The 26,114-nt window shown below is 51.7% G+C and carries 14 protein-coding genes and 2 tRNA genes; 5 read left to right on the top strand and 11 right to left on the bottom strand.

Features of this window, described 5'->3' with window-relative positions; all coding sequences use genetic code 11:
* From AC6CHO_RS09555 to AC6CHO_RS09595, 9 genes are all read right to left on the bottom strand, one after another.
* Positions 1-1,644: a GTPase gene (locus AC6CHO_RS09555; protein ID WP_498214796.1), complete on the bottom strand. Its 1,644-nt coding sequence runs from the start codon at positions 1,642-1,644 to the stop codon at positions 1-3.
* Positions 1,641-3,410: a GTPase family protein gene (locus AC6CHO_RS09560; RefSeq protein ID WP_498214797.1), complete on the bottom strand. Its 1,770-nt coding sequence runs from the start codon at positions 3,408-3,410 to the stop codon at positions 1,641-1,643. Before AC6CHO_RS09560 ends, AC6CHO_RS09555 begins: the two co-directional genes overlap by 4 nt.
* 99 nt (positions 3,411-3,509) lie before the next feature.
* Positions 3,510-3,585 (bottom strand) — tRNA-Glu (locus AC6CHO_RS09565).
* A gap of 46 nt (positions 3,586-3,631) precedes the next feature.
* Positions 3,632-3,703: transfer RNA gene (locus tag AC6CHO_RS09570), tRNA-Gln, on the bottom strand.
* Positions 3,704-4,071: 368 nt separating this feature from the next.
* Entirely contained in the window at positions 4,072-5,577 is a 1,506-nt protein-coding gene (gene gltX, locus AC6CHO_RS09575) for a glutamate--tRNA ligase (RefSeq protein WP_498214798.1), read from the bottom strand.
* Positions 5,578-5,735: 158 nt separating this feature from the next.
* Positions 5,736-6,500: a fumarylacetoacetate hydrolase family protein gene (locus AC6CHO_RS09580; RefSeq protein WP_498214799.1), complete on the bottom strand. Its 765-nt coding sequence runs from the start codon at positions 6,498-6,500 to the stop codon at positions 5,736-5,738.
* 15 nt (positions 6,501-6,515) lie between these two features.
* Positions 6,516-7,607: a UDP-glucose 4-epimerase GalE gene (gene galE / locus AC6CHO_RS09585; protein WP_075972444.1), complete on the bottom strand. Its 1,092-nt coding sequence runs from the start codon at positions 7,605-7,607 to the stop codon at positions 6,516-6,518.
* A 74-nt stretch (positions 7,608-7,681) separates the two neighbouring features.
* Complete coding sequence (locus AC6CHO_RS09590; protein WP_498214800.1) at positions 7,682-8,776, bottom strand: branched-chain amino acid aminotransferase; 1,095 nt, start codon at positions 8,774-8,776, stop codon at positions 7,682-7,684.
* 114 nt (positions 8,777-8,890) lie between these two features.
* Positions 8,891-9,949, bottom strand: coding sequence for a 3-isopropylmalate dehydrogenase (locus tag AC6CHO_RS09595; protein WP_498214801.1), 1,059 nt, complete (start codon positions 9,947-9,949; stop codon positions 8,891-8,893).
* A 181-nt stretch (positions 9,950-10,130) separates the two neighbouring features.
* Between AC6CHO_RS09595 and AC6CHO_RS09600 the strand changes: the two genes are divergently transcribed.
* Both AC6CHO_RS09600 and AC6CHO_RS09605 read left to right on the top strand, forming a co-directional pair.
* Complete coding sequence (locus AC6CHO_RS09600; RefSeq protein WP_498214802.1) at positions 10,131-11,363, top strand: sensor histidine kinase; 1,233 nt, start codon at positions 10,131-10,133, stop codon at positions 11,361-11,363.
* A gap of 6 nt (positions 11,364-11,369) precedes the next feature.
* On the top strand, positions 11,370-12,062 hold the full coding sequence (locus tag AC6CHO_RS09605; RefSeq protein ID WP_498214803.1) for a response regulator: 693 nt from the start codon (positions 11,370-11,372) through the stop codon (positions 12,060-12,062).
* A gap of 96 nt (positions 12,063-12,158) precedes the next feature.
* Here AC6CHO_RS09605 and metG read toward each other — a convergent pair whose 3' ends face one another.
* Together metG and AC6CHO_RS09615 are read right to left on the bottom strand one after the other, a co-directional pair.
* The gene (metG, locus tag AC6CHO_RS09610) at positions 12,159-13,709 is read right to left on the bottom strand and encodes a methionine--tRNA ligase (RefSeq protein WP_498214804.1); all 1,551 of its coding nucleotides are present in this window, start codon (positions 13,707-13,709) and stop codon (positions 12,159-12,161) included.
* Between the two features lie 57 nt (positions 13,710-13,766).
* Complete coding sequence (locus tag AC6CHO_RS09615; protein ID WP_498214805.1) at positions 13,767-14,774, bottom strand: NYN domain-containing protein; 1,008 nt, start codon at positions 14,772-14,774, stop codon at positions 13,767-13,769.
* A 983-nt stretch (positions 14,775-15,757) separates the two neighbouring features.
* Between AC6CHO_RS09615 and AC6CHO_RS09620 the strand changes: the two genes are divergently transcribed.
* The 3 genes from AC6CHO_RS09620 to AC6CHO_RS09630 all read left to right on the top strand — a co-directional run bounded on the left by AC6CHO_RS09620 (position 15,758) and on the right by AC6CHO_RS09630 (position 24,666).
* Positions 15,758-18,169, top strand: coding sequence for a CDP-glycerol glycerophosphotransferase family protein (locus AC6CHO_RS09620; RefSeq protein ID WP_498214806.1), 2,412 nt, complete (start codon positions 15,758-15,760; stop codon positions 18,167-18,169).
* A gap of 22 nt (positions 18,170-18,191) precedes the next feature.
* Positions 18,192-21,782 carry a bifunctional glycosyltransferase/CDP-glycerol:glycerophosphate glycerophosphotransferase gene (locus AC6CHO_RS09625; RefSeq protein WP_498214807.1) on the top strand — a complete coding sequence of 1,197 codons (3,591 nt, stop codon included), beginning with the start codon at positions 18,192-18,194 and terminating at the stop codon, positions 21,780-21,782.
* A gap of 2,128 nt (positions 21,783-23,910) precedes the next feature.
* Positions 23,911-24,666 (top strand): hypothetical protein, encoded by a 756-nt coding sequence (locus AC6CHO_RS09630; protein WP_498214808.1) that lies wholly within the window; start codon positions 23,911-23,913, stop codon positions 24,664-24,666.
* Positions 24,667-26,114 lie beyond the last annotated feature (1,448 nt).

Here is a 26,114-nt window from a genome sequence, read left to right on the forward strand (position 1 = left end):
CTATTCGGCTTTCTTTGCTGCTGAGGTAATAATGGCGGCATAGCTGTTGTAGGTATTCAGATACTGGTCGACCGGTTCAACCACGGCGGAGCGGACTTGCCCGGATACTGAACGTTCTATATTTCTCAATGCCTTCCTACGCTTAACTTTAGCCACTATTCGATTGACGAATGAACACGCAATTCCCAGCACGATACCCAGCAGCACCCCGATGGCAAAAACTAGGGTGGGAGCAGCTACACCCTCGACACGAGGGGCTGCGGGCAGATCGAATTGGAAGTAGCCGGCCACAGGGTAGGCTGCCAGCCACAGGGCCCCCGCCAGTGCTGCCAGCAAAGAGACCCACTGGACAAATTTGACTGCAGGCCACCACCAGGACGACTTTTCAACGCCCAAGGCCGTGCCGGCAATGGCGGCGTCAACCGCACCGTCCAGTTGCTGCACGTTGCTCCCGACTTCTACCCGGACCGGTTCAATCCAGCTGTCGGGCAGTTCCTGCGTGGCTTGCTGGACGTAGTTGTCGATGGCATGGTCGATGGCCGCAGATTCAGCAACCGAAAGTTCGGGACGCGAGGTGATGGACAGTTCGGCCGCCTCCCGCTTTCTTCCCAAGTTCATTCGCTGAAGCGGATCGTTGCGCAATCGAATCAGCCAAGTAGTCACAGGCCATCCCGTGCGTCGCGCGGCGCGGAGCTTGTAGGAAGTCTCTACGGCATCTGCAATGTACTGCGCCCCATGCGCATTGGCTATAGCCCGCTCCAGCTCAGACTGTTGCATCTGATCCGGGAGACGCACTTTTTCAGCATTCAGCTCGGCTTTGAGATGGTGAACCACTTGATCAACGTCTGCCCGCAACCTGCGGGTAGAGATCGCCTTGTTTTTCGCGGCCGTAGCAATTTGCCGTTGGACTTCCTCCAGCCCTTCTCCCGTGGAAGCCGAAGCGCACACCACCGGAAGTCGTTCCAACCCCGAGGAAGCCAGGATCTCGCGCAAGGAATTAACGATGCTACTTCTATCGGACGCGGCGACTCGATCCATCTGATTCAGAACAATCAAGATGTTCCCCTGCTGGCTGCGCAAGGAGTTCAAATATCCATGATGAATAGACGCGTCAGCATACTTTTGAGGATCGAGAACCCAGACGAGGAAATCTACTTGGCCAACAAGCCGGGTAGCAATCTGGTGGTGTTCCACCTTCGTCGAGTCCATGTCCGGCAAATCCAAGAGCAGCAAACCAGAATCAAAGTCCTTTTTCGAGGCCCCCCGCTTCGACTCCGCTGATGCTTCGATCACATGACGGTCGTTGACTTCAAGCCAATCCAGAAGTTCATTGGCGCCCGCCGTATCCCAGATCGCGGCCACAGTGTTCGTGGTCGTTGGACGTATCACGCCTGTGGATGCCAGCTCACGCCCAACCAAGGCATTGAAGAGTGTCGATTTTCCGCTTCCCGTAGCGCCAAAAAGCCCGACGACCACGTGTTCCGAAGACAGCTTTCGCCGTGATTCGGATTTTCTGATGACCGATGCTGCCAAGTCGATGCTTTCTGAATCCAAATACGGCTCAGCAAGCTGCATGGCTTCAACAACACTGTCAATCTGTTGGTTCAGGCCATTAACAGCACGGACGACTTTTCGTTCTGTCACTTCTTGGCCCCTTTGCTGTTCAGTCCTTCGGTGACTCGGCTCAATGCCTGAGCCACCGCGGGTTGAGCCGCACGGCCAATTCCGCTGGCATAAGGCTCGGAAGTCTTGGCAATCAAACCCTGGGCACGCGCATCCAGCATTTTCCGGGCTCTCATCGCCATTCTGCGAACTGCGTCCTCGCCGAAAATCGCTTCCAAAAGCTTCTGCCCCACGACCGCGGATCCACCAGCGATGCCAATTTCCAAACCAGTTAGTCCTGCGGTAGAGGCGAATACTACAACCATCAAAATGACCGCGACTCCGTTGATTCCGAAGGCAGCCATCCGGGCGGTTTTGCGTTTGCCAGCGCCTTCTTCGCGAATCATCTCAAGAATATCTTTTTGCCACAGACGGATGCTTTCTGCAGCTTGCTCGCTGAGATCATTGGAAGGCCGCGGTGCCTCTAGCCCGTCTCGGAGCACCTGCCCGAGCGGAGTATTCTTCCACGACCTGTCCACGTCATGGCAAGCCTTGGTGATCTCTGCGATAAAGACTGTATGCAATCCTGACTCGATTGCCTGTTCCACGCGATGCGTGGCTGGCGGCCGCCCCGAGAAGAACGCTCCGACTCGATCTCTTACCCTACCGATAGCGCCCTCAATGCCCCGAAGGAGTTCTCCAGCACCAACAAAATCCTGCCATCGCGACAAGATTTCTCCACGGAGCAACGAGCCATCATTGAGCGCGGCATTGATCCGTTCCTGAGCTTGGTCAAACCTCTCATTGGTCAGCCGGCGCAAGTCGTCGAGTTGGGCTTCTTGATCTTGCAATTCAGCCAGTAGCTCGCCTACGTCGGCAGTAGTGCGCTTCAAGGCTCCTGCAAGAGTTTGCGCTGCCACCTGCTGGCGCTTGGATGAATCCGCGGCCAAGGCATTAAGCCAGGCCATGAGCGGCTCGAGGCGCTCCCCCGGCAATAAGTCTTGTTCATTGAGCTGCGTCTCATTGACGACATGCAACAAAGCGGGATCCAAGTTCTTTTCAATGAGTAAACGACGCAGATCCGGGACAATGTCGCGCTCTGCACCTGAAGGAACCCGATTGAGGACTACGCATACAGTAATGTCCCGAACGCCCGCGTCCGTTAGCAGCTCCCAGGGCAGAGCATCTGCGTAACGATTGGCTGTTGTCACGAAAATCCACAAATCAGCGGCATTGAGCAGTTGTCCTGCCAGAGCCCTATTATCGTCTGAAACAGAATCAATATCTGGCGCATCAAGGATTGCCAGCCCTTGAGGCACGTTCGCATGTGGCTTCATGACCAGCGCATCGTGACGGGAAGAATCACCGGCTACTGCAAACCCGCCGCCGGAAACGCGAGTGAGTTCAGGCAGGACGCGGTCGGATTCAAAGAATGGTTGATCCACGGGATTAAAAGCGAGAACCGGCGTTCTGGTTGTCGGCCTGACAGCACCCGAAATGCTGATTTGCTCACCGACCAACGAGTTAACGAGAGTGGACTTGCCAGATCCAGTTGATCCGCCTATCACCGCTAACAGCGGTGCACCGAGGTTGGAGACTCTTGGTATCAGATAGTCGGATATTTGATGCAACGTCTTCTCGCGCAACTGATCACTTTCAGATGTTGCGGGAGACGAGTTGCCGACGAAAACTAGATCACTGAGAATGCCGCGCAATTCGGTAAGGCTCTTGATGGTGGTGTTGCTGATTTGCCCGTCACCAGCAGCCTCGCTCAATGCAGGCTTGATCTGATCTGAGTTCGACTCCATGTGCACCATCTTGCCTTATGGCGACGGTGATTGCTGAGAGATAGAGGCACATTTTCCATGCAAAAGAAAAAACCACGGATCTCTCCGTGGTTTTTCATGTGGTGACCCCAACGGGATTCGAACCCGTGTTGCCGCCGTGAGAGGGCGGAGTACTAGGCCGCTATACGATGGGGCCGTACGCCAAGTTTTACCTTGGCTCATCGGATGAATCCGATGAAGCGCTGGGATACCAGGACTCGAACCTAGAATGACGGAACCAGAAACCGTTGTGTTGCCAATTACACCATATCCCATTGTGACTTGGGAGTTTAGGAATTCTGTCAAGCATTATTCCAGGCCACTTCCGTAGCACGAGATAAAACTATACCGTCCAGCAAAGAACTACACAAATCGAGGGACCGGCACACGGCTACGCCCAATTTCCGCGCAGAATCAATGAAAATTAGCATTTTGGTCTTGCTGGGGTTCCGCTTCCGTCGCAAATTGCCACTGTGAATTGACGCACCCCCGCATTCAGCCTGAATCGCGACTGCTTCACTTGGACTCCCCCGCAGACACGCTCACTATCCGGCAAAAGCAAGAGCACCTAGGATGCCAACATCGTTCAATGTTGCAAACATCCAAGGTGCTCTGCATGTACCGCTGGTGCTAGGGAATGACCCTACCGGGATTCGCCAAAAGCACGAAGACGGTTCAAGCTCGACTCGCGGCCCAGGATTTCCATGGACTCGAAGAGCGGTGGCGATACGCGCTTACCCGAAATTGCGACACGAGCAGGGCCGAAAGCCTGGCGCGGCTTGAGCTCCAACTCGTCAACCAACTTGGCGCGAAGCGCTGCCTGGATGGTCTCTGCGTTCCAGTCCGACAAGCCTTCAAGCGCCTGAACCGATGCATCCACCACCTCTGCGAGGTTCGCCGGCATGCCTTTTAGGGCGTTGTCAGCAACGACAATCTCATCGTCCGACTTGAAGAGGAACTCCAGCATGTCGGTAGCTTCGCCCAAGAGCGCGATGCGCTCCTGCACCAGTGGAGCTGCCTGATCAAGGATTTCGTTTTCGCGAGCGGTCAGCTCGGCGCCAACGAGTTCGGCGGCCTGGAGATATGGAACCAAGCGATCCCGGAAGTCCTTCGGTTCCAGCATGCGCACATGCGTACCGTTGATGGCTTCTGCCTTTTTGACATCGAATCGTGCCGGGTTGGACAGGACATCGGTAACGTCAAAGGCTTCAACAAGCTGCTCGCTGGTGAAGATGTCTTCATCGGCGCTCAATGACCAGCCGAGCAATGCCAGATAGTTGAGCAAGCCCTCTGGAATGAACCCGTTGTCGCGGTGCAGGAACAAGCTTGATTCTGGATCACGCTTGGAAAGCTTCTTGTTTCCCTGGCCCATCACGTATGGCAAGTGGCCGAAGCGCGGCATGTACTTTGCAACACCGATATCGTGCAGGAGTGCATACAAGACAACCTGGCGTGGCGTGGAAGACAGCAGGTCTTCACCGCGAAGCACATGGGTGATGCCCATTAAAGCGTCGTCAACGGGGTTGACCAGCGTGTACAGGGGCTGCCCGTTGGCGCGAACTACAACATAGTCCGGCACGCTGCCTGCCTTGAACGTGATCTCACCACGGACCAGGTCATTGAACGTGACGTCGTGATCCGGCATGCGAACACGCAGCACAGGCTCGCGGCCTTCTGCCTTGAACGCTGCCTTCTGCTCGTCGGTGAGCTCGCGGTCAAAGTTGTCATAGCCAAGTTTTGGATCCCGGCCGGCAGCCTTGTGGCGCGCTTCGATTTCCTCGGGGGTGGAGTATGACTCGTACAGGTGTCCGGCCGCGCGGAGCTTGGCAATGACATCCTGGTAGATCTCGCCTCGCTGAGACTGGCGGTAAGGCTCGTGCGGCCCGCCGACGTTAACGCCTTCATCCCAGTCAATACCCAACCAGTTCAAGGCGTCCAGCACCTGGTTGTAGCTTTCCTCCGAGTCGCGCTTCGCATCCGTATCTTCGATGCGGAAAATCATCTTGCCGCCCGTGTGACGAGCGTAAGCCCAGTTGAACAGGGCCGTACGGATCAATCCAACGTGTGGAGTTCCAGTGGGTGATGGGCAAAAGCGAACGCGTACCGGGGTATCTTCGGTTACTTCGGGAATCAGCGATAGATCAGTCATGATGTCTTCATTCTATGCCTTTCGCACCGAAAGTCGCATTTAAACCGCAAGGCTCCCGATCACATAAATGATCGAGAGCCAGTGCGGTTCCACCCAAATGATGATGGCAAGTTGGTGTTAATAACTATTGTACCCAGATAAAGACTAGTTAAACTAACTCAGCGCCGGAATACGCTTCGCAATGAACCGATTCCTTCGACGTCGATTTCAACGACATCCCCAGCATCGACCAGTCCAACGCCTGCAGGTGTTCCAGTCATAATCACATCGCCTGGCAAGAGCGTGAAGGCTTCCGAAGCTCGCGCCACCAGTTCGTTGACTGGCCAAATCATTTCGCTGGTTGAGCCATCTTGCTTAACTTCACCGTTGACTCGAGTAACAATGCCCACGTCGTCTGGATCCGGCAATTCAGTTTCAATCCACGGACCCAGAGGGCAGGATCCATCGAACCCTTTGGCGCGGGCCCACTGGAGGTCGCTGCGTTGCGCATCGCGCGCGGTGAGGTCATTGGCTACGGTGTAGCCAAAGATTACGTCTTGGGCCTTGTCGGCAGGGACGTCCTTGCAAATACGCCCAATGACGACAGCTAGTTCACCCTCGAAGGAAACCTCATCAGAGAACGCTGGAAGGGTGACAGGATCCCCATGGCCAACCACCGAGGTATTAGGCTTCAAGAACATGATGGGTTCCTGCGGAACTTCATTGCCCAGTTCCTTAGCGTGTTCACGGTAGGTGCGCCCGAACCCGACAACCTTCGAACGAGGAATGATTGGCGCCACCAGGCGAACATCATCCAGGCTGTGGGTTGCCCCTGTGGTTTTGATTCCTTGGAAGAAAGGGTCTCCTGCCAGGACGTGGATGTCGTTGCCATCAACGACTCCGTACAGCGGATCACCGTCTACTACAAATCTTGCAATTTTCATTCGGTTTTCTCTTGTCTAGTCTTGTTTAGCGATCGTGGCGCGGCTTCCACGGATAAACTCGTTAATTTCTTCTTCAGAAATTCCGTCAAGATCATAATCCGGGTATCCAGCGGGGTTCTTCGACTGCCATTCCCACATATCCCGGGCCATTTCCTCGACTCCTCGTTCAGCCTTCCAGCCGAGCTCCAAGCGTGCTGTTGTCGGATCACCGTAGTACTCGGCGATATCGCCCGGGCGGCGCTCTACCAACTTGTATGGAAGCTGCCGGCCGCAGGCCCGCGAGAAGGCGCCAATGACATCCAGGACGCTCGTTCCACTTCCGGTTCCGAGATTCCAGACGTACTGGCCGGTGTGGGTGTTCAAGAAGTCCAATGCATCCAGGTGACCCTGGGCAAGGTCCATGACGTGAATGTAGTCCCGCACGCCAGTTCCATCGTAGGTTGGGTAATCATTGCCGAAGACCTGGACTTCGCTGCGGCGCCCGACCGCTACCTGTGCAATAAACGGCATGAGGTTGTTCGGGATGCCCTGAGGATCTTCGCCGATGTTTCCCGAAGGATGCGCACCGACTGGATTGAAGTAGCGCAAGGTGGCGATGGACCATGAAGAGTCGGAGACCGCAAGGTCCTCGAGGATTTGCTCGATATGCAGCTTGGTCCGCCCGTAGGGGTTTGATGCGGCACGCTGTGCATCTTCTACCAGTGGCAACTGGGTGGACTCGGCGTAGACCGTTGCGGATGAGCTGAAAACCAGTCGTTTTACTCCAGCTTTTTCCATCGCTGATACCAGGTTCAAGGTGCCGACGACGTTGTTCTGGTAGTAGGAAATCGGCTTTTCAACGGACTCTCCTACGGCCTTCAAACCGCCAAAGTGGATGACTGCGTCCGGCTTGGTCTGGCTCAAGACAGAATCCAGCCGGTCGCTATCCAGCAAGTCGCCAATGAAAAGTTCGGGAGCCGAATTGGACATGTCGCGTACGCGCCTCAGGGACTCAGGCGATGAATTGCTCAGATTGTCGAAGACAGAAACCTTGTGGCCAGCTTCGAGCAGCAAGAGCACGGCGTGTGATCCTATGTAGCCTGCACCGCCAGTTACCAGTACGTGCATTTCATTCCTTTTCGCATACAACAATGGCCCCGGGGCTTAAGCCCCGAGACCATCGTAGTCGTTTGGATTGCCGTCTAGGCCAAACGCTCCAGCCAGCCGTGTCGATCTTCGACGGTGCCCAGCTGGATGCCCAGCAGTTCCTCGCGAATGGACATCGTTACTTCACCGGCAGGAGCGTTCTCGTCTCCGATGAGTTCATCGCCATTCTTGAGCAGGCCAATTGGAGTGATTACTGCGGCGGTACCGCAGGCAAATACTTCCGTGATATCACCGGAAGCAACGCCATCACGCCATTCATCAAGGGTGATCTTCCGTTCTTCCACTGTCATGCCACGGTCCTTGGCCAGCTGGATCACTGATGAACGGGTAACACCTTCAAGGATGGTTCCGGTCAGTGCAGGAGTAACCAGCTTGTTGTCCTTGGTGACAAAGAAAACATTCATGCCACCCAGTTCTTCAACAGCATTGTCATTGAAGGCATCGAGGAAGAGCACCTGCTTGCAGCCATTCTCCTCGGCTTCCAGTTGCGCTACCAATGATGCCGCGTAGTTGCCACCGCACTTGGCAGAACCGGTGCCGCCGCGGCCGGCGCGGGCGTAGTTCTTCGATACCCAAATGGCTACCGGCTTGAGCTCTCCACCGAAGTAGTTGCCCGCTGGCGAGGCGATGACCCGATAGGAAACTTCGCGCGCCGCACGCACTCCGAGGAATGCTTCAGTGGCAATCATGAACGGCCGCAGGTACAGCGCTTCGCCTTCGCCGCTTGGAACCCAATCGATGTCGGTGGCAACCAGCTTCTTCAGTGACTCAACAAAAACATCTTCGTCCAGCTGGGGCAGGGCCAACCGCTGGGCGGACTTGTTCAAGCGGGCTGCGTTTGCGCGCGGACGGAAGGTCCACACCGAGCCGTCCTCATGGCGGTAAGCCTTGAGGCCTTCAAAGATTTCCTGGCCATAGTGCAGCACCGAGGCAGCTGGATCCATCGCGATGGGACCATAAGGCTCGATGCGGGCATCATGCCATTCCCCGCCATGGCCGCCCTCATTGGCGCTCCAGTCGACAACGGAGGTGTGGTCAGTAAAGAAGTCCCCGAAACCAGGGTTGGCCAAAACGCTGGCGCGCTCTTGATCGCTCTTGCGACTCGTTGAAAGATTTTCGGTGAATTCCATCTACCTTGGACTTCCTAGCTCAATAAACAAAGAACGGGTGCTCCACGCCAAAGCGGAACACCCGTTCGTGGAATTGCTACCGATTAGATGCTAATCGGAAACGTCACTTTCAGCTTATGCCAGTAAAGCGACAATTGCATCGCCGATTTCACTGGTGGTGCGATTATCGGTCAATTCTTGACGTGAAGTGATCTCTTTTTCAACAGCTTGCTCAACAGCGCGTGCTTCTTCTGACATTCCGAGATGGTCCAGCATCAGCGCTACCGAAAGGATGGCCGCCGTTGGGTCGGCCTTCTGCTGCCCGGCAATATCCGGGGCAGATCCATGTACTGGCTCAAACATCGATGGGTAGGTGCGGTCCATGTTGATGTTGCCGCTCGCAGCCAAGCCGATGCCACCGGTAATTGCTCCAGCCTGGTCAGTCAGGATGTCACCGAAGAGGTTGTCCGTAACGATGACATCGAAGCGGGATGGCTCAGTAGTCAGGAAGATAGTGGCCGCGTCTACATGCAGGTAATCGTGGGTCACTTCTGGGAACTCGACTGCGACAGCTTCCACAGTGCGCTTCCACAGGTGTCCGGCATGCACCAGGACGTTGTGCTTGTGGACCAAGGTCACGTGCTTGCGTTCTCGCTCGGAAGCCCGGCGGAAAGCATCTCGCACCACGCGTTCTACTCCATAGGCCGTGTTGACCGATACCTCGGTCGCGATTTCATGCGCGGTTCCGGTTCGGACCGAACCGCCGTTGCCAACATATGGGCCTTCGGTACCTTCGCGCACCACAATGAAATCGATGGCCCCGGGGTTGGACAAGGGGCTTTCAATGCCGGGGTAGAGCTTGGACGGACGCAGGTTCACGAAATGGTCCAGGGAGAAACGCAACTTCAAAAGCATTTCGCGCTCAATGATCCCTGACGGGATTCGAGCATCCCCTGGCGCTGCTCCCACTGCGCCAAAAAGAATTGCGTCATGCTGCTTGATAGCCGAGAGGGTCTCCTCCGGCAAGGTTTCGCCAGTTTCCAACCAGTGTTCAGCGCCAAGCTTGTAGTAAGTGAGCTTGAGTTCTTGCTTGCCACCATTGGTGACGAACTTCAGTACCTTGACCGCTTCAGTTACAACTTCAGGGCCAATCCCGTCGCCTGGAATGACCGCAATATCAATTTCATTTGCCATGCTTCAACTTTAGCGATCTTAGTCCAACATGTGAGAGTTCATCTCATATGTTGGACTACTATTTAACGACCGCTCAAATCTCAATCCCAGGCATGAGGTATACATGCTGCTGAAGTCGATATTCTAGATGTACGGGCCGGAGCAAACACTGCTTCACTAGCCTGCAGCTCATACCATTGAATTGAAGGACGCATTGATTTTTGCCAATCCCCACCGTCGAATTGACGGTTGGATCAGAGCGAATCCGCGACGAATAGACTTCATTACCGGTCTGATCTACACCTTGTTCTGTGTCCCCGGAACCATCGGGTTGGCTGGCGCCATGTCCGCCTCGGCCATGCTGTCGATCATGGCTATCGCCACGCTGCAGTCAGCTCCGCTGATGGTTCGCAGGCGATATCCGTGGGCCGTCACCCTGGTTATCGCATTTGGGCATCTCCTGCAGCTCGGATTCGACGGCCTCTTGCTGCCTTCGCAGTTTTCGGTTCCCATCATGGTTTACACCATGGCGGTTTATGGGAAACGATGGCAATCGTTCGGCACGCTCTCGCTCGGATTGGCAGGAGCGGTGCTGGCGACGTTCAGCATGTTCAACCCATTCCGATACGCCACGGACCCGAGCCCATCCATGACGTTCAACATGCTGGTCTCGTTTGTCGGCCTCGCTCTCGTAGTCACTGTCTCGTGGACCTTCGGCGACCTGGCGCGTACACGGCGGCTGGCCATGAAATCGCTGAAGGAACATGCAGAACGCCTTGAAAAAGAGCGCATTATGGAAAGGGCCCTGGCTGCCTCCGATGAACGGAACCATATTGCCCGCGAAATGCACGACATTGTTGCCCACTCCTTGTCAGTGATCATTACGCAGGCCAACGGTGCGCGCTATGCGGCCGTCAATGATCCTCAAATCGCCATCGATACGCTCAAGACGGTTTCTGATACCGGGCGTTCTTCGCTCAAGGAGATGCGCCGCCTTCTCGGTGTCCTCCGGAAGGACGAAGAACTGCAAAACAGGCCGTTGCCTGCTCTGGGAGATATCCCCAATTTGGTAGAGATCGCCACGAACTCAGGATTGGCCGTACAACTTCAAACCCATGGAACGCCACGCAAGGAACTACCCGCTGGCGCGGAACTGACGGCTTACCGGTGCGTTCAAGAATCGCTGACTAATGTGCTCAAGCACGCTGGCTCCGACGCCGTGGCAGAAGTTCTCCTCAATTGGACCTACCGGGGACTGGAGCTGCGGGTCAAAGATGACGGACGCGGCGCAGGCGCAATCAAGCTTGAGGGAGCCGGCCAAGGGCTGCAAGGCATGAAAGAACGCGTAGCGTTATATGAGGGAACATGCACCGCCGGCCCACAATCTTCCGGCGGATTCGCCGTCGCAGTTTTCATTCCATACTCCGAGGACTAAATTCACATGGAAAATAACAACGTCATCAAGGTCGCCCTGGTCGATGATCAGCTGCTGGTACGAAGTGGCTTCCGAATGCTGATTAATTCACAAGAAGACATGGATGTGATTGCTGAGGCTGGCAATGGCCGTGAAGCCGTTGCCACTCCACTGATGCGCCAAGCCGATGTCATCCTCATGGACGTGCGCATGCCGGAAATGGATGGCATCGAAGCAACAGAGCGTTTGCTGGATCCCTCCAAGACTGCAGCCGAAGGGCCTAAAGTCCTCGTTCTGACAACTTTTGACATGGACGAATACGCCTTGAGCGCGATTCAAGCTGGCGCGAGTGGTTTCTTGTTGAAAGATGCACCACCCGAGGAACTCCTGGAATCCATTCGCACAGTAAACAAGGGCGATGCGGTCATTGCCCCCTCGACTACTCGCCGCCTCCTGGATCACATGGCTCCCCTGCTGAAAAAAGAGAGCACCCAGGGCAACAAGCAGCTTTCAGAGCTCGTGGAGTCCCTGACGCGACGCGAGAGGGAAGTTTTCGGATTGATTGCGCTGGGAAGATCCAATCCAGAAATTGCAGAGGAATTGTTCCTTTCAGAGGCAACGGTGAAAACCCACGTTGGCCACATTCTGGCGAAGTTGGAAGCACGGGACCGAGTTCAGGCAGTGGTCATTGCCTACCAGACTGGTGTTGTAAGCCCCTAGGCGCTTAAGCGGACCAGCAGCTGGGTACAAATTTGCCTGCCACACTGAGAACTGAGGTCTCTGCGCGGCAGGCAAATCTGGCTTAAGCAGGCTCTGCTATTTTTCTTCCTCGTACCGAGGGAATACTGGCGACGGTGCCGGCAACTCGGTGCCAGGCACTAATGCCGTATCAAAGTATTCGAAGGTCCGTGCTGATCCTTCGCCAATTGCCAGCGAGTTGAGCATTGCGGTCATGGCCTGCGGCAAAACTGGTTGCAGAAGCAGAGCAACCTTGCGGACGATTTCAATGGTCACGTACAACACCGTAGCCATTCGTTCCGGATCAGTCTTCTTCAGTTTCCATGGCTCTTGTTCCGCGAAGTAGGCATTGGTATCGCCCAATACATGCCACACAGCTTCGAGGGCCTTGCTAAATTCCTGACGCGAGTAGGCATCCCGATTAAGCTCAAGAAGTTGTCCAGCGGCATTGAGAATCTGCTGGTCTGCTTCTAGCAATTCACCCGGCGTTGGCACAACCGCGCCGCAGTTCTTTGCGACCATCGACAACGATCGCTGAGCAAGGTTGCCGAAGTTGTTGGCGAGGTCACCATTAATGCGAGCGACGATGGTCTCGTGGTTGTAGCTACCGTCAGCTCCGAAAGGTACCTCTCGCAGGAAGAAGTAACGGACCTGGTCCAAGCCGTATCGATTCACAAAGTCATCAGGCGAAACAGTATTCCCCAAGGACTTGGACATCTTTACGCCGTTGTTGTGCAGGAATCCATGGATCATGACGCGCTTTGGCAGCGGAAGCTTGGCAGACATCAGGAATGCCGGCCAGTAGATGGCGTGGAAGCGCGAAATGTCCTTGCCGATAACGTGAACGTCTGCTGGCCAGTACTTCTGGAAAGACGCGGACTCTACGTCTGGGAAGCCGACTCCAGTGAGGTAGTTAGTCAAGGCATCCACCCACACGTACATAACGTGCTTTTCGTTGCCCGGTACCGGGATGCCCCAGTCAAAGGTTGTGCGGGAAATCGACAAGTCGGTGAGGCCGCCTTCAACGAATCGCACTACCTCATTGAAACGGGAACGTGGCGCGCCAAATTCAGGATTGTCCTGATAATACGCAAGCAACTTGTCCTGGTACTTGGAGAGTCGGAAGAAATACGATTCTTCTTCAGTCCAAGTCACTTCGGTGTCGGTTTCGGTTGCGTAGCGGATACCGTCTTCGCGAACTTCAGTCTGTTCCTCGGTGTAGAACGCTTCATCGCGCACTGAATACCAACCGGCGTACTTATCGAGGTAGATATCGTCGTTGGCTTCCATGCGGCGCCACAACTCTTGGGCAGCTGCATGGTGATCCGCGTCCGTGGTGCGGATGAAACGGTCATAGCTCGTGCCCAGCTCATCATTCATCGCTTGGAATGCGTCCGAGTTGCGCTGAGCTAGTTGAGCTGGCGTGATTTCCAGCTTTTCAGCCGTCTGCATCATCTTTTGGCCATGCTCGTCTGTGCCGGTCATGAAGAAGACGTCATGTCCGTCAAGCCGCTTGAACCGCGCCATGACGTCCGTGGCCACGACTTCGTATGCGTGGCCGATGTGCGGAGTGCCGTTCGGGTAGGAAATGGCAGTGGTGATGTAAAAAGGTTTCTGCTGAGAAGTCACGTTACAAATTTACCTTAGCTCGCGCCCGTTGGAGTTCTTCAAGTCGTTGCTAACTCGTCACATGATCTTTGCCAGATACTCCCAGAAGGCGCTACGCAAGGTTCTGCGGATTGTCTGCTGATCCGTTTTCCACTCCCCCAGAACTTGAGCGCAGTCTTTGAGCAGTGTCCTGTCGATTTCTGGTGGAAGCTGGGGCTTGTCTGCCATGAGCTCGATAACTTCTGATTGCGTGGTAAACGCGAGCCATGATTCTGCAACCTTGGCGCCAATTTCTTCAGCCACTTTGAGTTCTTGCTGTTCATAGGCAGCGTTGCCTTTGAACCCAGGGCGCTCGCCACCACTGGAATATACGACTTCAGCGTTTGGCTCGGTCACCGATATCGCCTTGGAGGATGCCTTTTGAGCCATCACCGCTGGCGTTGGAGCAAAGGGCTTCGCGGAAACTGGGGCCGGCGCTTCTGCAGGCGCATTGGCAATAATCGATGTCTTCTCCGAGTGGTGCTGGTCCCACTCCAAGACCTTGGTAAAAGCGCTGTCCAACAGTTGATTGGGTATGGTTTCAATGTAGTCGGCGGTCAAAGCCAAATGTTCCGCAACCGAGGCAACACCAAGCCTGCTGTCGGCCTTTGCGACACCTAGAAGAACAACTTTCATGCCAAGGTCTTGCGCTTCTTCTACTGCTTCCGCAAGATCGTCATCTCCGGAAACAAGATAAGCAATTGACGCGGAACGGTTCCTAGCCACCCCGACAAGATCTAATGCAAGACGAAGATCAACGCCCTTTTGCTCACCGTTGTAAGAAATTCGACCTAAACGCACTTTAACGCCTGGGATCAGCCCAATACGCTTGTGCTGCTCGGTAAACAGGCCGTCTTTAGATGCGTCGTACCAATAAACGCGTAAGTTATTCAGTCCAGTATTCTTCTTGACCGTTTGAACTATGCCTCGGACCAAGGACTCATAGTGCGTCGTAAAAGCTGACCGCAATGTTGTACCGGCAGCACGATGACCACCTAGTGAAAGTAAGAATCCGGCGTCAATAAATATTGCTGTTTGGTTCATCATGACTACAGCCTAACCGTAAAATTTTATGGTGAGCTCATGAACAATACTAAACAGAACACGGACGCCAGGCTCAGCTTAGATGTTGACAACGGACTACAGGCGGGCCTGGAAATTCAGGAGTGGATTGACCTCCCCTAAGTCAATTCGCACCAACCTACTGAAAGTGCCTTTTCGAACCAGCTCCAATTGGGGAGTCTCTTCTAAAATGGCAGATAGGTAATGGCTTGTTCACGCTTCTTCTCTATGCCAACGAGGAAAGTGAAGCCGTTCATTAGTCAGCCAGTTTTGTTTAGAAGTGCGACGCAGGATCGTACTTGCGACAACAAATCTTGAAATCTTTGCGGTTGCCCTGATGCCCTGATGCCCTGATGAGTGCAAAACAATCGGCGGATATGCTCACAACGGAAATAGAATCAGTGCGCAAATCTTTCGCGGACTACACACATTCCGTTCCAATTCAAACGACTCAACATCGGTTTAACAGTAAAATCTGCAGTTGCGCACACGAAAAAGGAGACTCGACAAGGAAGCGCACGCCCTTCAACCAGTTGTAGTCAAATGATCTCGATTGCAGAGGTACTCAAATCTAGGCCGTGTTTCCTGCGACAGCTCGCTTGCTGAGCGCAACTTCATAATGTTCGTAGATGCTTTACGCCGACAAAGCCTTAGTGGTTGAAGAAGTGCGCGGCGTCTACCTCGATAACGTCACGCCAAACGGCATAACCATTGCATAGGTTGTTAACGAACCGATGCATTTTGACGGCGCTGTTTCATGGTGCGCGGCCTTGAATCGTCGGATATCCAAACTATGTGCGCGCTACTGAGCGACACAATCATTTGCTAGACTAGTTTGGCAACTAAAGTGAATATTGAGTGAATTTGCCCTTAAGCCCTACGGTCAGGCATGTAAACTTCACGCAATGATTGTCTAGGCTACATGCCGTACTTGACCTGCTGCATTAATCGCATACCTAGAGGAAAACGTGCAAAAACGAATCGCAAGGATTAAAAAACGCGCCAAGCGGTACCTCAAGGACGATTTTAACTACAGGTCAAATGATTCTCGGATTCATTCTAAAACGGTTTTCTTAGAATCTTTTGACGGTACGAGTCAGACCTGCCACCCTCTAGCCATTTTCGAGTATCTGGTTAATCATACAGACTACAAGAATTTTAGATTCATCTGGGCATATCGCGGAGAATCACCGACTGGGTATACGTGGGAAAAATATTCACGTAATAAAAACGTACAATGGGTTAAACACGGAACTCACGCTTACTACAAGAAACTTGCATCCTCCAAGTACTTGGTGAGCAATTCCACCTTTCCACACCAATTCACAAAGAACGCGAACCAAGTTTACCTAAACACTTGGCACGGAACGCCGATCAAAAGAATGGGATATGACATCCCACTCGGGGTGCCGACTACACGAAACGTTATCCGCAATTTGATGTCTGCCGATTTCGTCCTTTCGTCTAGTAATTTTATGACTCAAGAAATATGGAAACGGGCATTTAAGCTAGAGGGGCTCTTTCGCGGAAAAATTCTGGAAACGGGTTCGCCACGTCTTGATGCGCAAATTTTGGAGAAAAACGACCTTGAGCAACTTCGATCGATACATGGCATCGAAGCAGGCGATGATCGTAAGGTCGTTCTTTACGCGCCAACGTGGCGAGGAACTTCACCCACAAATATACTTGATTCCAGCCAATCGCTAGTCACAAATTATCAGTCTCTCGTAGAACTTTTAGATCCCCATAAGTACGTTGTTCTACTCAAGGTTCACCAACTTGCACTGCGAGGCATTAAACGAGGAAAACTGTCGCAAATAAGACTCGTCGACAACTCCATCCCGACAAACCGCCTGCTACCCATCGTGGCCCACTTAGTAACAGACGAATCCAGCATCGTCTTCGACCAATTGGTACATGATCGTCCAATCCACTTTTTCTTCAATGAGGACGCGTTGAATGATGAGCGCGGTCTATATTTTCAGAAGGATTCACTTCCGGGAAGTATCAACTCGGACGTTAATTCGGTAGCTGCGGCCATTCGCTCAAGTGACCATATGGACCAATTCGTCGCCATACGACGGAGTTGGCGAGATAAATTCTTACCGCACGAAAGCGGCACTGCCACTCAACAAGTGGTTGACGCAGTATTCAAGAATAACTTTGACTCTGTCCAGAAAATCGAAAGTTGTCTGGATTCGGATAAGAAGAAAATTCTCATACATGTTGGATCTCTAATTGCCAACGGAATCACAACTGCTGCTATCAATGTAGCTAATCAACTAGCAGCAGATGGTCATGACGTTAGTATTTTGTACCCGTATTCAAAGAATGAAAACCAGGTGGCGAAAGTTTATGGCTTCGATCCATCGGTTCGACATTTCCCACGCGTAGGGACGATTGCTTTGCCCTTGTCGTCACGCCGATCGTATAGAAGATACCTAAGCGAGGGTGGGCGCAAGGCAAAAAAGATTAATCTGCAGCGAATCCAAGCAATTTTCTCGCGCGAGTGGGCGCGCTGTTTCGGTAACGCTGAGTTTGACACCATCCTCGCCTTTGATGGATATTCAGTATTTTGGGCCGAATTGTTACTAGCCGCGAAATCCTCCAAGAAATTTATTTGGATGCACAACGACCTAATGCTTGACTCCCGTAGAACGATTAACGGGGTTATGCCGCATTACAAAAACCTAAGCTCCTTATTTTCGCTCTACGATGATTTCGATAAGATCGTTTCAGTTTCGCCTAAGCTGACTGAAATAAATAGACACAAAATGTCACAGTACGCTGACGAATCAAAATTCACTACGGTGCAGAATTTTATTAATTTTAAAGAAGTTTTGCGTGAATCTCGTGAATATCGAGATTTCAACCCGGATTCATCAAATATTAACTTCGTTACGGTTGGCCGGTTATCTCCTGAGAAAAACCAGGCACGAATGATTCGCGCAATGAAGCAAGTGGTATCTAAGTTTGAAAATGTTCACCTTTACATTGTTGGCGATGGGCCACTTTTCAATAGTTTAGATGCACTCATTTCTAACCTGAATCTAAAGTCTAATATTCACCTTCTGGGATACCATCGAAACCCTCACGCTCTAGTTTCTAAGTGTGATTATTTCCTTTTTTCAAGCATCTATGAAGGACAAGGGCTGGCCGTAATTGAGGCTATGGTTCTAGGTAAACCCATCGTAACCACGCGGTATAATGTCGTCGAAAGCGTTGTTGGTAATGATGATGGAATTATTACGGAAAATTCTGACGATGCTCTGGCTCAGGGCATGCTGAAGATGATTGATTCCCAGCACCCGGGTCCTAAATTTAGCGCCGAGTTACATAACCAATCCGCATTGCGCGAACTCCGAGATCTCATTAGCTGATCATTCTACAAAGGGAACAATAATGATTAGAACCTTCATAAGTAAGTTCAACGCCAAACAAGAAACGGCATCGTTGGACACAGATATTGCGCAAAACGCTGACGCCCCCGTTTTACCAATAGAGAAAACTAAAAATTCGCCGTTATTGAGTGTCGTAGTACCGTGCTACAAGGTCGAATCTTACCTTCGCGGAACCTTAGACACCATACTGGCCCAGAATGAAATACCTATCGAAGTAATCGTGGTCGATGATGGTTCTCCAGACCGTTCTGGCGATATAGCTAGAGAATATGCAGCGAACGATCCCAGAATCATTGTTATTACTCAGCCCAATTCTGGCTTAGGTGCTGCGCGAAATACCGGAATACAAGCAGCAACCGCAAAGTATCTTACTTTTGCCGACTCTGACGACTATATTCCACGCGGTGCTTACAAAGCCATGGTCTCCCAACTTGAGCAATCCGGTTCTGATTTCGTTGTGGGTTCGGTCGAACGCAAGCGTGGCATGAAGACCTGGATTCCGGAGTGGGCTCAAAATGTCCATGCTGTTGATCGTATTGGTGGAAGCCTAGGTGACGATCCTGAACTCCTGAAGGATGTCTTCGCATGGAACAAGGTTTTCCGCAGAACTTTCTGGGACGAGAATATTCGAGAATTCCCGGTAGACATTCGATATGAGGATCAGACCCCTACGGCGATCGCCTACACTACGTCCACCAAGTTTGATGTTCTAAAACGAGTTGTGTATACGTGGGTTATTCGTGACGATGGAACCTCAATCACGCAGCAAAAAGCGAAAATTGAAGACCTTCAGGATCGCCTCAAAGTCATGAGGTCCGTTGCTCGGGTTCTCCAAGACAACTCAACTGAAGAGATTTTTGATCAGTGGCTCTTAAAATCCGTAGGTTTTGACCTTAAGCCGTATTACGAACAAATACCACGCACTGACCACGATTATTGGGCCGAACTGGCAGCTGGTATTCGATTCCTAAATGAATTCATGGATCAAGGCCACTGGAACGAAATTCCATTCTGGGAGCGTACCATTGCTTTGTCGTTACTCAACGGCACACAAGAAGATGTCACGCTAATCCTGCAGAAGAAGCAAGAAGACGGGGCCGGTTATCAAATTACCGCTCACCCTGAGCTTGGGCTGACCTGTGCAACAGATTTCTTAGAATCGCTTTCGTTTGTCCCGGAAAAGAGTCTGCTCACGCCAGCCGACTCTTCTTTGCGTCTTCGTGCTGAGTTGATTAGTTTCAATTGGGATGATCAGTCATTTGTAGCCAACGCAACCGTAGCTACCTGGATTTCCGGCTTGTCTCCTAATAATTTCGACTATGAAGTTTCGGCAGAATTGATCGGAATAAACGACGATCTCATCGCTCTACCGGCGGAAGTCAAGAGCATACGAATCAAGCCTGAGTTAGTCCCGTCAGGTGACGCGTACAACACATACGAAAAGTCGACGTATTCCGTTCGAATAGATACTCGCAAGCTTGCCGTGCCTGAAGGTGTCCAAAGCGAAGACCTAAAGTGGGCTCTGCAATTACATGTACGTGCTGGTGAAATTTCCCGCGATGGACAAATCACGGCTAGGACTCCGCTCGGATCAGCTGTCGCTTTTTCTCATGGAACCCCCGTTGATGGCGTACGTTACGCAATCCACTACGACGATAAGCTCGGCCTGGTAGTCAACGTCCCAACGCCAAAACCCCTTGCAACATCGATTTCCTTGGATGGTCGGAGTTTCGTTTTACGAGTCGACAAGCGTTCGTCCGGCGATTTCAATCATCTAGTACTGAGGTCCAAGCACAAGAAGGACCTTTCCTTCTTGGCAAGTGAGATCACCGACGATGAATTAGTTTTCCGTGTAAGCCTTCCGCTCTTTGAAGAAACGCTCGTTGGCTCTGCTCTGTGGGAGCTGCGTCTAGCAAATAGGCATTCCTCTGCACTAATCCAATCCGGGCAGAGCTCGGCGTCCCTTCAAGAATTGCTTTCCTTCGGTAGGAGGCTCCGTGTATCGCTCTCGCCGAACGGCTTCCTCCGTTTAGAAGAACGAGATTTCGGAATATCCGTAAATGGTGCCTACGTTGATGAGGGCAACCACGATCTCGTTATTGAGGGCCGGTACAGATCCCCACATGGATCTGAAACGCGTCTATTCTTCGAAAATTCGGCTAAAGCACGAATTCTGCCTCACACATACCGATTTGACGAGGCTTCAGGAGAGTTCGAAATTCGTTTCAGTCTTGAACAGACCGGATCAAACGGACAGAAGATTGCCTTTGCAGAGGGCGGCTACGCGCTCATTGCTAGCCGTGCAGGAACGCAAATTGGAGACAAGAATCTTTGGGTTCCGGTGGATTTGTCGCTGCATCAGCAACTTCCAATCCATAGCCTCACCGAGAAGTCGCGGATTAGAATGTCACGTACAGTCAAGGCGGGTGCATTGTGGCTAAATATTTATCCGCGGATCGCTTACTCTGACGCGACCAAAAATGGACAGAAGCAGCTAATACTGTCGTCCTCTGGAAAACGACAGCTCGTCGACGCAACGCTATTTGAATCCTTCGCTGGTTCCGCAATCGCCGATTCGCCTCTAGCTCTATTCAGGGAAGCGATCAAGAGAGGCGTGGGAGGTAAGCTCTACTGGACCGTCAAGGATCATGGCGTTCCGGTTCCAGCCGGCGCGACACCCGTGGTACTGCACTCCGCTGAGTATCATGAAATTCTATCCACTGCGAAATGGTTAGTTAACAACAACAACTTCCCGTACTACTTCAGTAAGCAACCCGGTCAGCGTTATGTGCAAACATGGCACGGCACGCCCCTGAAAAAAATTGGCAACGACGTTCCGTCAGGTAATCTGTCAATCTCGTACCGAGAGTTGATGAAACGAGAAGCTCTACAGTGGGACTTCTTGATCGCGCAGAATGAGTATGCCAGTGAGCGATTGGCAAATGCATTTGGATACGACGGCCGCGTATTGGAACTTGGATACCCGAGAAATGACTCGCTCGTAACCGGTCAAGTTGCCGAATCCAGTGGCGATCTTCGATCGCGTCTAGGTATCTCCCCCGATCAGCACGTCGTTCTATATGCGCCTACTTGGCGAGATAATATTCGGACTGCTTCAAATCACTACGATCTAGTAAGCTATCTGGATTTTAATGCTCTCGCAAAGGCATTCGGGGATTCTGTAGTCGTCCTACTTCGCGGCCACTCTAATACGGTTGCCGCAAACCGCCAATTCAGCAACACCAACGTAATTGACGTGAGTCGGCATCCTGACATCAATGAAGTCATGCTAGCCTCCGATTCGCTAGTGACGGACTATTCGTCAATCATGTTCGACTACGCAACGCTGAAGCGACCGATTTACGTTCTAGCTCCTGACATTGAAGACTATGCGTCCTCGACTCGCGGTTTCTACTATGAATTCGAGCAGAATCTTCCAGGCCCACTTTTCAAGAACACTGGTGAACTGATTAAGCTCCTCAAAAAGGATCCGGTAGCTTATCTATACCGAGTTCGGAATTACGCAAACCAATTTGCTCCCAAGGATGATGGTCAGGCTAGTTCGCGCGTGGCTGATAAGATCTGGGGCTAGCTAATTCAATCTCCTTATATGGACAGACCATAAGTAGTCGTGAACTTCTGATTCGAAGTACACCAGATTAGTAAATATTGATTCCTCCCGGACATTGTTCGGGAGGAATCTGTCTCCTCAGCGGTGCTGCGCGCATCAAATATCGCAATGAGCGCTGAAGAAGGCGAAGCGATACTTCTGTCCGAGCTAATTGGCGTGTAATTTCGCGCCATCGCGAACAGTTGTTCTCATGAGGTTGAATGCCCTCTATGAGCTCATCGCGGACATTCACATCTGCCTGATTAATGGCACATTCTACGGATAAGCAATTCACTGTCTTCACGCCATGATCTTCAGCTCCACCCGGTACTAGCTGATGCCGATCTGTCAGCGATTTCTTCGGATCCCAGAAGATCTAGAGCGGCATCTTGTGCCGGCATCGGTATTACGCCGCGGTCTAGTCAGCCTAAGAGTTGCATCTACGATTCTAAGCAACGCATCATCCTGCACGGAGATTCGGGCTCGACTTCGTCAACAATCTGTTCCTAAGCCGGAAGCGACTGAAAACGTCCGATGTGAATACGGCCCAAATACCATCTGCTGTGCGGCAACTGTCCAAGTAGCATTAGTCCGGCTTGGTAACGCCCTCCAATAGCGACGATCACCAGAGTTCTGGCTCCGGGCCGCTGGAAACCCCTTATAAACGCTTGAAATTTTCATATCTGATATTTCTCGGATCGACCGAGATAGAGTTGCGGCAATTGGGCGCGTTCGGATTCCCCACCAGTGGTGACAAAGGCGTCACCATCTATAAGTTGCTTGATGTTCTAACACGCGTCGATTTTGGCCCTTGGCGATACTTATCGGCAAAACAATAACCGCGATACCCCCGATATACTCGCTCATCTCATCAATCCTACGGCGCTCGCAAGGAGCTGCCCAGCGATAATCCTTCAGCATTCAATCAACTACGCGACGACACGGACGACTCTGTTGAACCGTTTTTGGCATACAAAAACCATTTCGATTAGCGGCCTGCTTAGAATACCCAAGTTGCGAGAAAAAATGAGTCTTCCCCTCAACCGAAGAGTTGTCCTTGAAGACGAATAAGCCTGCAAATCCAGCGCAGACGCACATTTGGATCACGCTATGCTGTGCGCAATACAAAGAGCGCCGACCGCATCAAACCTTGAAGGCGTCACCTGTGAGATCGTATGACTGAGCTTGGAGCATACTCCTACTGTCTATTCACTACGCTTGTCTGTGTTGGAAGACTAAACCGCCAATTACCGACGTTATCGCAAGTCCAACCACATTTAGTAAGGCAAAACGAACTTACGAGGATCTAAGAAAGGACACATCGTAGACTCAAACCCATTTGAGGATCCAGGTACCTGGTTGGTAGCTAACTAAGTGCTCGTCGATGTCTAAACGGGGCAATAGTAAGTATTTACATAAGGCTGCAAATCTCAGTCCATTCGAAAATCGCTGACCAACAGTGCTGCCGGACATGAACCACTTAGAAGTATTCCTGACAGATGCGGACAGAGTAGGGGTGTTCACCTAGTGACTGTTAATGCAGGCGATGTTCTATCACAGTGTCACATGTCAGATTAGTGCCATGTCTCGGAGTACGAGCACCGATAAAAACTGGTGCTCGGTTTATTTCCAAGTCCTTCATTGCGTGATTCAGGAAGCCACGACGCAGTCCATCAGTCTTGTGCTGGTGGACTCTTACTACCTGCGCACAATGCATTGAGACCGGTTCTCCACGGGTCTTTGAGATTCAATGTCTACGACGAGGCGAGATTGCAGACCCTGCCTAGGAACAAAAGTACCTTCAAAACACTATTCTGCAGGCAACGCGCGGAAACTCCCAGATCCTAAGAAATCACAAGTCATACGGTCCTTCTCTAGATCTACTCGGCGATAGCATCTAAACGTTCAGCCAGTCATGCAACAGCATCGATGTGTCGGCAGAAATTTTTCCTAGTTTTAGAAAGTTATTTTCATTCCAATCCTCGATGCGGTTTACTGGACTTTCTTGTCGGCTCACCAAGGTATATGTCGGCCGGAGACAGAAATTCGCGGTAGCGTTATTCTCTGTACGAAAGCTGTTAATTACAAGTCTGATAGGGATACATCTACTATGAAATTTTTGATCGTTGGGGACTCACACACGCGTTATTTCGGGATATCAAACCAACTTCGAGTCCTAAACGATCAATTACGCGGGATTAACTGCATCCCGAAAGTAATCCATGGCGCGACGGTCACCGGCGTTGGAAAGTTGACTTCGACTCTTAATGTCGGGTCGGACATTCCAAAATGGATCGATTCAGCACAGCCAGATTTTCTGGTGCTAAATCTCGGCCAAGTAGACGTTGAACTTGGCATACCATTCCGGAAATACGTGCAAAATGTAGACGAAGCGATGGATGCGAGACTCGATTACTTCATCGAGTCATATCTCAAATTCATTGGCTCCCTTAACATTCCTGCATCACGAATCATCGTCAAAGGAATCAATTTACCGGTGCTCTGCTACGACCGAAGCAAGGCTATCAAGTACATCACGCGAATCGTTACCGAACGCTTCACAGACAGCGCGGAAGACGAATCACGTCGTGAGGAAACTATAAAGAAACTTACCCAAACTTACGCATCTGACGTCGTCCGCTCTGATCTTGCCCGTCGATTCAACGAGCAGCTTCAATCTGCCTGCCAAGAACATGGATACGGATACTTCGATATAAACGGCGAACTCGCTGACCAGGCCACGGGAATTATCAACCCACGATTCATCCCGGCAGGTTTTGATCATCACATTATTGACTCGCTCGAAGTCCGTACAATTCATTGGAATGCTCTCCTCAAGGTCGCCAGGAAAGCGTACTGGGTCTAGCCATTGTTCCATGGAAGCTGGCTTAGGAAATTTCCTGAGCTAGCTTTCTACAGGCTACCTTTTGAGTTCGCTGCCTAAGTTATTTAGCCGGTGGTAACCGCAATATTTCCGCGCCTGTGATCAACTCGCCGTCGACATTGCGTCTGTCGGTAAATTAGTAATGAAAGTTCCTCAGCCGCGTATCGTTCCCTTTTGTCTATGATGGGTGTCTTGCCGTTGACGTCATCTCAGAAAACCACCCGCATGCCGTGATGCCCATGGAACGAGTCTCTTCGTGGTTGAGGATCCTTTCCTTCCAGATACAAACACGTTATTACACGCTACCTACGGGATGCAGCCTGTGCCAACGCAATGAAGCACAGACCACCGTGGATCTTCTCTATGCGCTATTGAGCTGTAATCGCTTACCGGCAACCGGTAGAGGTGTTGCATAGATTACGCACTCGAGAGAACTAGGAATCTCCAAAGGGGCAGACACTCGCCCGGTACGCCGTCCAGAATTTGTCATGATTCTGTGGAGTGCGACATTCCTTGAACTTCACGCTGCATTGCGAAGCCAGATGCCATATCACAGGATATTCACCCGCAAGGTGGCGGCGCCTATAACGGCGATGAAGTTCTTAATTGTTTGGCACAATCGACACTTGCCTTTGCACGGTCGATATCGGGGTTATCCGTGAAAAGGCATGGCTCCGTGTAAAAGCAAAGGAGCCAATACTTCTAGCAACCTGTATGCGAGTAAGAGAAATCAAAGATCGCTCTTAAAAACTTGGCCAGTCATATACTTACATAAGATCCGCGAAGTCTTGAGATACGGCGCGCACGCTGTCATGGCATCGGGTCTCAACTACGTCTGAAGTATCCAGGGCCAAGCGAGATCTCACACCAGGTCGCCAGATCGAAAATACCTCCAAGCACTGCTCAGAATCGATTAATAGCTTACGTAACAGGAACGACGTCACATCGCACATCGACAAGAATCTTAAATGCAGAGATAAAGGGAGAAGCGCATTACTCGTCCGACAACTCCATGAACGAAGAAGAAAGGCATCCCAAGGATCTCATAAGTACTCAAGATCAGCTGTCCAGGATCTCTAGCCAACGACCAGCTGATAAATGTTTCCCTAAAATTTGAGAGCTCTCATACGCGGACTAACATAGCCTCCCTCGTTGTTTTTAGTGCAGTAGGCCTTCAAGCAACAAGATTGCTCTTCGTTGCAGTCATTATTGCGCAGCATTCTGCGTTCCGAGCTTTCAGGATAATGCCCCGTGTGTATGAGATGATCCATTGATCTCGCTCGATTATCCGGAATTTCCGAACAACCACGACACCCCGTCGTTCTCGGAACTTAAAGAGCAGTAATACTGAATGGCCCACCCGTCGTGAAACTCAAGTACTTTCATAAACCAAATTGTCTCTGGAATGGATGCAACACATGATCGAATCT

The sequence above is a fragment of the Glutamicibacter sp. GQ173 genome, from assembly GCF_059759215.1.

Coding starts and splice junctions, on each gene's coding strand:
- AC6CHO_RS09560 (WP_498214797.1), bottom strand. CDS start 3,410: ATGGAGTCGAACTCAGATCAGATCAAGCCTGCATTGAGCGAGGCTGCT.
- gltX (WP_498214798.1), bottom strand. CDS start 5,577: ATGACTGATCTATCGCTGATTCCCGAAGTAACCGAAGATACCCCGGTA.
- AC6CHO_RS09580 (WP_498214799.1), bottom strand. CDS start 6,500: ATGAAAATTGCAAGATTTGTAGTAGACGGTGATCCGCTGTACGGAGTC.
- galE (WP_075972444.1), bottom strand. CDS start 7,607: ATGCACGTACTGGTAACTGGCGGTGCAGGCTACATAGGATCACACGCC.
- AC6CHO_RS09590 (WP_498214800.1), bottom strand. CDS start 8,776: ATGGAATTCACCGAAAATCTTTCAACGAGTCGCAAGAGCGATCAAGAG.
- AC6CHO_RS09595 (WP_498214801.1), bottom strand. CDS start 9,949: ATGGCAAATGAAATTGATATTGCGGTCATTCCAGGCGACGGGATTGGC.
- AC6CHO_RS09605 (WP_498214803.1), top strand. CDS start 11,370: ATGGAAAATAACAACGTCATCAAGGTCGCCCTGGTCGATGATCAGCTG.
- AC6CHO_RS09615 (WP_498214805.1), bottom strand. CDS start 14,774: ATGATGAACCAAACAGCAATATTTATTGACGCCGGATTCTTACTTTCA.
- AC6CHO_RS09625 (WP_498214807.1), top strand. CDS start 18,192: ATGATTAGAACCTTCATAAGTAAGTTCAACGCCAAACAAGAAACGGCA.
- AC6CHO_RS09630 (WP_498214808.1), top strand. CDS start 23,911: ATGAAATTTTTGATCGTTGGGGACTCACACACGCGTTATTTCGGGATA.